The organism is Cellulomonas sp. P4_B5_2 (assembly GCF_056402235.1).
Genome location: NZ_JBFUHU010000003.1, coordinates 44,677 through 53,282, shown reverse-complemented (window position 1 = coordinate 53,282; position 8,606 = coordinate 44,677). Strand labels below are relative to the sequence as shown.

At 73.1% G+C, this 8,606-nt stretch carries 9 protein-coding genes; 4 read left to right on the top strand and 5 right to left on the bottom strand.

From position 1 onward, the window contains the following. A partial coding sequence (locus AC1DUQ_RS00530) for a glycoside hydrolase family 3 protein (RefSeq protein ID WP_477073256.1) occupies positions 1-1,147 on the bottom strand: 1,147 nt, incomplete at its 3' end. A gap of 100 nt (positions 1,148-1,247) precedes the next feature. Between AC1DUQ_RS00530 and AC1DUQ_RS00525 the strand changes: the two genes are divergently transcribed. From AC1DUQ_RS00525 to AC1DUQ_RS00510, 4 genes are all read left to right on the top strand, one after another. Next, positions 1,248-1,901: a TetR/AcrR family transcriptional regulator gene (locus AC1DUQ_RS00525; protein ID WP_477059852.1), complete on the top strand. Its 654-nt coding sequence runs from the start codon at positions 1,248-1,250 to the stop codon at positions 1,899-1,901. A 67-nt stretch (positions 1,902-1,968) separates the two neighbouring features. Beyond that, the gene (locus AC1DUQ_RS00520) at positions 1,969-2,706 is read left to right on the top strand and encodes a response regulator transcription factor (RefSeq protein WP_477073255.1); all 738 of its coding nucleotides are present in this window, start codon (positions 1,969-1,971) and stop codon (positions 2,704-2,706) included. A gap of 2 nt (positions 2,707-2,708) precedes the next feature. Further along, positions 2,709-4,217, top strand: a complete 1,509-nt coding sequence (locus AC1DUQ_RS00515) for a sensor histidine kinase (RefSeq protein ID WP_477073254.1) — start codon at positions 2,709-2,711, stop codon at positions 4,215-4,217. Positions 4,218-4,278: 61 nt separating this feature from the next. Next, positions 4,279-4,659 carry a VOC family protein gene (locus AC1DUQ_RS00510; RefSeq protein ID WP_477059850.1) on the top strand — a complete coding sequence of 127 codons (381 nt, stop codon included), beginning with the start codon at positions 4,279-4,281 and terminating at the stop codon, positions 4,657-4,659. A 46-nt stretch (positions 4,660-4,705) separates the two neighbouring features. On the opposite strand, the gene AC1DUQ_RS00505 is transcribed toward AC1DUQ_RS00510, so the two are convergent. The 4 genes from AC1DUQ_RS00505 to AC1DUQ_RS00490 form a co-directional block, all read right to left on the bottom strand. Beyond that, positions 4,706-5,527 (bottom strand): hypothetical protein, encoded by an 822-nt coding sequence (locus AC1DUQ_RS00505; RefSeq protein WP_477059849.1) that lies wholly within the window; start codon positions 5,525-5,527, stop codon positions 4,706-4,708. Positions 5,528-5,594: 67 nt separating this feature from the next. Then, a complete protein-coding gene (locus tag AC1DUQ_RS00500; RefSeq protein WP_477073253.1) occupies positions 5,595-7,211 on the bottom strand; it encodes an ABC transporter permease in 1,617 nt (538 codons plus the stop codon). Beyond that, on the bottom strand, positions 7,208-8,134 hold the full coding sequence (locus tag AC1DUQ_RS00495; protein ID WP_477073252.1) for an ABC transporter ATP-binding protein: 927 nt from the start codon (positions 8,132-8,134) through the stop codon (positions 7,208-7,210). The genes AC1DUQ_RS00500 and AC1DUQ_RS00495 overlap by 4 nt, the downstream gene beginning before the upstream one ends. Next, complete coding sequence (locus tag AC1DUQ_RS00490; RefSeq protein WP_477073251.1) at positions 8,131-8,589, bottom strand: TetR/AcrR family transcriptional regulator; 459 nt, start codon at positions 8,587-8,589, stop codon at positions 8,131-8,133. The genes AC1DUQ_RS00495 and AC1DUQ_RS00490 overlap by 4 nt, the downstream gene beginning before the upstream one ends. Positions 8,590-8,606 lie beyond the last annotated feature (17 nt).

Sequence of the window (8,606 nt, the reverse complement as noted above, 5' to 3'; positions counted from 1 at the left end):
CCTCGGGGGTCGACAGGTGGTCCGGACGGACGAACGCGGAACCGCCGCCCTGCACGAACGGGTGAACCGCGTTGGGGCCGAGCAGGGCGATCCGGGTGACGTCGTCGGGTGACACCGGCAGCGCGTGCTCGTCGTCGCGGAGCACGACCATGGAGCGGGAGACCAGCTCGCGCAGCACGCCACGCACGTCCACGTCGGCCACCCGGTCGCGGCTCGCACCCGACGGCGCCACGCCCTCGAGCGCACCGACGCGCTGGGCCAGCCGGAGCAGTCGGAGCACCTTGGCGTCCAGCAGCGACTCGCTGACGTCCCCGGCACGGACCGCGTCGAGCAGGCCGTCGCCCCAGGGGCCGTCCGGTCCGGGCATCTGCAGGTCGAGGCCACCCTCGGCGGCAGCCGCGACGGACTTGGTGGCCACCCAGTCGCTCATGACGACGCCGTCGAAGCCCCACTCGTCCTTGAGCACGCCGGTCAGCAGGGGGCGGTGCTCGGCGGCGGTCGCGGCGGTGGTCCCGTCGTCGATCCCGGAGTACGCGCTCATCACCGACCACGCCTGGGCGTCGTGCACCAGCCGCTCGAAGGGTGCCAGGTACACCTCGCGCAGGGTCTGCTCGTCGACGCGCGACAGGTAGCTGGTGCGCTGCGTCTCGGAGTCGTTGGCGACGAAGTGCTTGACGCACATGCCCACGCCGCGGTCCTGCGCGGAGCGGACCACGTGCACCGCGATGTCGCCGGTGAGCAGCGGGTCCTCGGAGTAGCACTCGAAGTGCCGGCCGCCGACGGGCGTGCGCTGGAGGTTCACCTGCGGGGCGAGGACGACGTCGACGCCGTGCCGGCGGGCCTCGGCGGCGAACACGTGGCCCAGCTCGTCGGCCAGGTCGACGTCCCACGTCGCGGCGAGCGCGCTCGGGGCAGGGAAGCTGGCGGACGTCTCGTCGGCGGAGTCGGAGACACCGCGGACGCCGGCCGGACCGTCGGACACGTGCATGGCGCGCAGGCCGATGTGCGGGATCGCCGTGGTGGACCACAGGCCGGCGCCGACGACGAGCCGCGTCTTCTCCTCCAGGCTGAGGGCAGCCAGGATGGTCGAAAGGTCTGTGGCGGGCCGTTCAGCCGTGGGCGGCTGGGTGGCCGTGTCGAGTGACACAGCAGGGTTCTCCGATCGGACAGCGTTGTCGTCTGCCGAGAATGAAACCACAACTTACTGACTTGTCAGTAAGTGGCAAGATCACAGTATGGTTTCGGTCATGGACGACGCCGTTCCCCCCGCAGCCGCGCCCAGGCGCCGCGCGCGGCAGCCCCGTCAGGCCACGGCAGACCGCCGTGCGGAGATCCTGCGCGCCGCCGCGATCACGTTCGGGTCCAAGGGGTACAACAACGGCTCGCTCGCCGAGGTCGCCGAGCAGGTGGGGATCACGCACGCGGGGGTCCTGCACCACTTCGGCTCCAAGGAGCAGCTGCTGGTCGAGATGCTGGAGTACCGGGACAAGGAGGACGTCCGCGACCTCGAGGGCCAGCACATCCCCGGTGGGCTCGGCCTCTTCCAGCACCTGGTCCGCACCGCGCGCATGAACGTCGACCGGCCCGGCATCGTCCAGAGCTACTCGGTGCTCACCGGCGAGTCCGTGACCGAGAACCACCCCGCCCGAGGATGGGTCACCGACCGGTTCCGCGTGCTGCGCGGCGAGATCTCGGACGCGGTGATCGCTGTCGGTGAGGGCAGGGTGTCCCGGGAGACCGCCGACTGTGCCGCCAGCGCGATCATCGGCGTGATGGACGGTCTGCAGGTCCAGTGGCTGCTCGACGACGACGTCGACCTGCCCACCTCGACGCAGTTCGCGATCGAGGCGATCCTCGCGGCGGCGCTCCTCGGCGACGACCGCCCGCACACCCTCGACTGAGCGATCCTCAGCCAACTCACAGGTTCGGTCCAGGGCCACAACAGGTAACCGGCCCAGTCTTGGGGTCATGACGACGACCATCAGCCACCGCCCGGACGCGCTCTCCCGTGCCGACGGATCCCCTGTCCGTGCTCTGGTGGTCGACGACGAGCCGACCCTCGCCGAGCTGCTGTCGACCGCCCTGCGCTACGAGGGCTGGCAGGTCGACCACGCGCTGACCGGCCACGCCGCCGTCCGCGCCGCCAAGACGCTCGACCCCGACGTCATCGTGCTCGACGTCATGCTCCCCGACCTGTCCGGCATCGACGTGCTCCGCCGGGTCCGCGCCACGCACCCGAACGTCCCCGTGCTCTTCCTGACCGCCAAGGACGCGGTCGAGGACCGGATCGCCGGCCTGACCGCGGGCGGCGACGACTACGTCACCAAGCCCTTCAGCCTGGAGGAGGTCGTCGCGCGGCTGCGTGCCCTGCTGCGGCGGACCGGTGCGGTGTCGTCGCGCGAGGAGGCCGTGCTCGTCGTCGGCGACCTGCGGATGGACGAGGACAGCCACGAGGTGTCCCGCGACGGCGAGGACATCCGCCTGACCGYCACGGAGTTCGAGCTGCTGCGCTACTTCATGCGCAACCCCAAGCGCGTGCTGTCCAAGGCCCAGATCCTCGACCGCGTCTGGCAGTACGACTTCGGCGGCCAGGCCAACATCGTCGAGCTCTACGTGTCCTACCTGCGCCGCAAGATCGACAAGGGCCGCACCCCGATGCTGCACACCCTGCGCGGGGTCGGCTACGTGCTGAAGCCGTCTGTCTGATCGTGCCCACTCGTCCACGCTGGACGCTGCGCCGGCGCCTCGTCGTGATGGTCGTCGCGCTGGTGGCGATCGTGGCGGGCGCCATGGGCACCGTGTCGACGCTCGCGCTCCAGGGCTCCCTGGTCGCGCAGCTCGACGAGAAGGTCACCGCGGCTCACCGGCGCGCGGCGGACTTCCCGCGGCAGGGCACCCAGGACCCGGGCGAGGTCTTCGCGGCCCCGCCCGGCACCGGTGACTTCCGCCCGGGGCAGGACGCCGGCACGGTCAACGTGGAGCAGCCCGCCGGCGTCGACCCCGCCGACCTGACCGTGTTCCAGGMCGGCTACATCGACGACGACGGCACGCCGACCGCGCTGACCGACGCCCAGACCGTGGAGATGCTCGCCGTCCCGACCGACGGCGACGCGCACACGATCACCCTGACCGGGCTGGGCAGCTATCGGGCGGTCTCGAGCATCGACGCCGATGGCACGACGACGGTCACCGCCCTGCCCACCACCTCGGTGTCCAGCACCGTCACCACGTTCGTCGTCGTGGAGCTGGTGGTGGCCGCACTCGCCCTGCTGGTTGCGGCGGCCGCCGGCCTGGTGCTCGTGCGCCGCGAGCTCCGACCGCTGGACCGGGTCGTCGGCACCGCCAACCGCGTGGCACAGCTCCCCCTCGACCGCGGTGAGGTGGTGCTCGCCGACCGCGTGCCCGCGCAGGACACCGATCCCGCCACGGAGGTCGGGCAGGTGGGTGCCGCGCTCAACCAGCTGCTCGGGCACGTCGAGCAGGCCCTCGCGTCCCGGCACGAGTCCGAGTCGCAGGTGCGCCAGTTCGTCGCCGACGCCAGCCACGAGCTGCGCACCCCGCTGGCCTCGATCCGCGGGTACGCCGAGCTGGTGCGCCGCTCCCCCGACGAGATGCCCGTCAGCGCGCTGCAGGCCATGTCCCGCGTCGAGTCCGAGTCCCTGCGCATGACCGCGCTGCTCGAGGACATGCTGCTGCTCGCGCGGCTCGATGCGGGGCGCCCCCTGGCCTCGGAGCCGGTGGACCTCACCGTGCTGGCCATCGACGCGGTGACCGACGCGCACGCCGCCGGCCCGGACCACGACTGGCGGCTCGACCTGCCGTCGGACGACGACCTCGAGGACGCCCTCGTGGTCGGCGACGACCACCGGCTGCGCCAGGTGCTGGCCAACCTGCTGTCCAACGCCCGGCTGCACACGCCCGCGGGCACCACCGTCACCGTCCGCGTCCGCCGCGCCGGGCAGCAGGTCGTCGTGCAGGTCGCCGACGACGGACCCGGCATCCCGCCCGCCCTGCGCGAGAGCCTGTTCCAGCGGTTCACCCGCGGCGACGCCTCCCGCAACTCCGCCAGCGGGTCCACCGGTCTCGGGCTCGCCATCGTGCACGCGGTCGTCACCGCCCACGGCGGCACGATCACGGTCGACAGCGGCCCGGGGACGACGTTCACGGTCACCCTCCCGGCGGCGGCCAGTCCCGACCGCACTCTCGCGCACGCCTAGCCGCCGGGCCGGTCTCGCGAGAACCTGGACGAGTTCTCGACCCTGATCCGGAGGAATGACCATGGCGGACCTCAGCAAGGCGTTCAGCGGGTTCTCGACCGACGACGTCCCGGCGGCGAAGGCGTTCTACGCCGACGCGCTCGGGCTCGACGTCACCGAAGAGAACGGGATGCTCTCCCTGCACTTCCAGGGCGGCCACGACGTCCTGGTCTACCCCAAGGGGCCGGCCCACGTGCCCGCCACCTACACGGTGCTGAACTTCCCGGTCGAGGACGTTCCCGGCACCGTGGCGGAGCTGCGCGGGCGCGGGGTGCCGTTCGAGCGGTACGAGGGCACGCCGGTGCAGACCGACGACGACTACGTGTTCCGCGGCGGGGGTCCGCTGATCGCGTGGTTCACCGACCCGGCCGGCAACATCCTGTCGATCATCGCGGCGAGCTGACTGCCGGGAGAACGACCTGGGACGCGTCCCCGGTCGTTCTCGGTCGTCAGAGCGGGAACGCGTTGTAGAAGTCGACGATCTCCGCGACCGGGCCCGTGACCTGGAAGACCGCGGAGCCGTTGGTCCAGACCGCGATGCCGGTCCCGTCGCCCGCGTCGCTGATCGTGTATGTGCCGGCCGCAGCCCCGCCGGCCGTGACCTCGCCGGTCTGCGGGAGGGTCGGACCGGTGGGCGACGCGGACGGGTCCGGGGCGGGTGCGGCCGGGACGGCGGCGACGAGGCTCGCGGCGAACGCGGTCGCCTCCGCGGGCGTCTCCCACTGGCCGGCGCGGACCGTCACGGTGCCGCTCCCGCCGTCGGAGTACGTCTCGGTATAGGCCTCGATGGCGCCCGCCGCCTGCCACTCGGCGTCGGGGACGGACGTCGCGAGCGCGTACTGGAGCACGGTCGTCGGAAGCGCCACGGCGAACGCGGTGGTCGCGGGCCGGGCGACCGGCTCGAGCGTGGGCGTCGGGGACGGCAGGAGGATGGTCGTCGCGACCGCGGGGGGCGCCTCGTCGGTGTCGCCGTTCGAGCTGACGACGATCCCGACGACGATCGCGGCGACGACCAGCACGACGACGCCGATGATCGCCGGGATCAGCCAGCGGGGACGACCCGAGCCGGCGGGCTCGGCGGCGGCGGGCTCCTCGTCCGCGCGCGGCGCAGCGAACCCGGTGGGCGGCCCTGCGGTCGGGCCCTGAGGTCCCGGCGAGGCGGGCGGCACCGGCGCCGTCGGGGGCTGACGCTGCACCGCCTCCCAGTTCGAGATCGGCGGCACCGGCTGGCCGACAGGTCGTTCGGGGCCGGGACGGCCGGTGTCGCTCATCGGGGCTCCCTCGTGCATCGCGTCGCCCGAACCCTCGTCGGACGCCCCGCAGCCTACCTACGCACGCTCATCCCACGACGTCACGACGCCGGAACGCGGCCAGCCCGGCGCAGATCAGCCCGACCGCGACGACGACCAGGGCCAGCACGGGCGGCCAGTCCATCGGCTCGGCCGGCAGCTGCGGGGTGTACGTGAAGGGCGAGAGCACGTCGGACCCCTCGGGCAGCAGCCGGGCGAACATGCCGAGGACGCCGACGTACGTGACGTAGGCCCAGACCAGGCCGAACGCCCGCGGGGCCACGCCCATGACGACGACGGCGACGCCGAGCACGATCCCGACCGCGGGCAGCGTGACCGCCGCGGCGCCGACCATGCGCCCGACCCAGGCGTCGTCGTCCAGCGAGATCGCCGCCATGACCCCCATCAGCAGGCCTGCGGCCAGCATCATCACGATCGCCGCGACACCGGCGACGGCGACCTGCGCCCCGAGCCAGCGTGCGCGGGACACCGGCCCGGCGAGAACGAGGGCGCCGCGTGCCGCTGTCTCCTCCGCCCGCGCGGCGCTCACCGCGGTCGCGCAGTAGGCCCCCGCGACGACCGCGAGGAACACCACGTAGAGCGCGAAGGCCGACGCCGCGGCGCCGGTGGGCCCGGTCGGGAACATCTGCTCGAGCCGCGGCTCGCTGGAGATGAAGTCCACCAGGGCCCCGGCCAGCAGCCCGATGAATCCGCCCATGGCGACGATCCCGACCCCCCACGCGAGGATCGAGCCCGCCTGGCGTCGCAGGGTCAGCGCGACCATCCCCGAGAGGCGTTCCGAGGCCCGCGCCGGGCCCACCCGCTCGGCCAGCAGACCGGTGCCCAGGTCGCGGCGGCCGACGAGCCAGAACGCCACCGCCACGAGCGCGAGGGCCACCACGAAGCCGATCGCCAGCGGCCAGAAGCGCTCGTCGACGTAGGCGCGCGTCGCCTGCGCCCACCCGAAGGGCGACAGCCAGGTCAGCACGCTCGTGCTCTCCGGCCCCCGCACGTCACCGATCGCCCGCAGCACGAACGCGACCCCGAGCGCCGCCATCCCGAGCGAGCTGGCCGCCCGCCCGTGCGCGGTGAGCTGGGACGCGACCGCGGAGATGCCGGCGAAGACGAACCCGACCATGACGATCCCGCCGGCGAGCGCGACCGAGCCCACCGGGTCGAGCCCTGTGCTCAGCAGGGCGAGGAACGTCAGGCCGCCGACCGCGAGGGTCGCGACCGCGGCGGCGACGAGCCCCGCGACCACCGGCGCGTCCCGGCCGACGGGCGCGGACCGCACCAGCTCGAGCCGGCCGTCCTCCTCCGCCGCGCGCAGGTGCCGGGTCACGGTGAGCAGCGCCATGATCGCGACCGGCACCATGACCCACAGCCCGAGCTCGTTGGCCGTCATGGCGCCGACGGTGTAGTCGTCCAGCCCGTAGCCCGGTCCGGCCAGGGCGGTCGCCGCGGGCGACGAGATGAGCTGCGCGCGTGCGGCCAGCGACTCCGGCGACGAGTACAGCTCCGTGAGCGCGTTGACCGACACCTGCGTCAGCCCGGCCACCGCCACGGCCCAGACCGCGGTCCGCCAACGGTCGAGGCGCAGGGCGACCCGGACCAGCCCCGCGGTGCCGGACAGCTRGTTCCCGCGTGCGTCGACGACGGTGGTCATCGCGATCCCTCCGGGACCCCCAGGGTCGCCAGCTCGTCGCTGTACTCGCGCAGGAACAGGTCCWCGAGGGTCGGCGGGTGCGCGGTCAGCGACTGGACGCCGAACGCGGTCAGCCGCGCGAGGACGCCGTTCAGCGAGGCGGTGTCGACGTCGACCGTCAGGTGGCCGTCGTCGCGCTGCACGTGGTGCACGCCGGCCAGCGCGGCCAGCGCGTGCTCGGCGTCGTCGGCGTCGCGAAGCCCCGCCGTGACGGTCGTCCGCGTGAGGCTGCGGAGCTCCTCGAGCGACCCGCTCTGCACCGCCCGGCCCTGCCGGATGATCGTCACGCGGCGGCAGAGGGCCTCGACCTCCGCGAGGATGTGGCTGGACAGCAGCACGGTGCGCCCGTCGGCCGCCGCCTCCTGCACCACCTGCTGGAACACGGCCTCCATCAGCGGGTCCAGGCCGCTGGTGGGCTCGTCCATGAGCAGCAGCTCGACGTCCGCGGCGAGCGCGGCGACGAGCGCGACCTTCTGCCGGTTGCCCTTCGAGTACGCACGGCCCTTGATCCGCGGGTCCAGCTCGAACCGCTCGACGAGGGCGTCGCGACGGCGGGGGTCCAGTCCGCCCCGGAGCCGGCCGAGCACGTCGATCGACTCACCGCCGGACAGGTTGGGCCAGAGGGTGACCTCGCCCGGCACGTAGGCGAGCCGGCGGTGCAGCGCCACGGCGTCCCGCCACGGGTCCCCGCCGAGCAGCTGCAGGTCTCCCGCGTCGGGCCGAAGGAGCCCGAGCAGCACCCGGATCGTGGTCGACTTGCCGGCCCCGTTCGGTCCGAGGAAGCCGTGCACCTCCCCCGTCCGGACCGTGAGGTCGAACCCGTCGAGCGCGCGCTTGGCGCCGAACGTCTTGACGAGTCCGCTGACCGCGATGGCGTCGGTCATGGCTTCTCCTTGTACTGCAGGTAGGCGTCGAGATAGGCGCTGTCGGTGAACAGGCCGTACGTGTAGAGCTCGAGGCCGGGGAGCATCGAGGCCCTCGTCAGCTCGTCGATGGCCTTGGCGGGGTCGTCCGTCCCGCCGTCCAGGAGGCTGCGGACGATGTAGGCGAACAGGGGGGCGTACTCCTCCACGCGCGCCAGCATCCCGATGGTCTCGGCCGGTGACCCGTTCGTGATCGCGGCGGACTTCTCCTCGCGGACCACCCGGAGCACGTGCTCGTCGCACTCGGCGCGCAGCGCGTCCTTGGAGCCGAAGTGGTGGATGACGAGGGCAGCGCTCACGCCGGCGTCCTCGGCGATGGCGCGCACCGGCGCACGGAACCCGTCGCGCCCGAAGCGTGCGACGGCCGCGTCCCGGATCCGGGCGCGGGCGGTGAGGTCCTCTGAACGCACGTTCACCAGACTAAACACTCGTT

Excerpts from the sequence above, each read along its gene's own strand:
- AC1DUQ_RS00510 (WP_477059850.1), top strand. The coding sequence starts at position 4,279 with ATGGCGGACCTCAGCAAGGCGTTCAGCGGGTTCTCGACCGACGACGTC.
- AC1DUQ_RS00505 (WP_477059849.1), bottom strand. The coding sequence starts at position 5,527 with ATGAGCGACACCGGCCGTCCCGGCCCCGAACGACCTGTCGGCCAGCCG.
- AC1DUQ_RS00525 (WP_477059852.1), top strand. The coding sequence starts at position 1,248 with ATGGACGACGCCGTTCCCCCCGCAGCCGCGCCCAGGCGCCGCGCGCGG.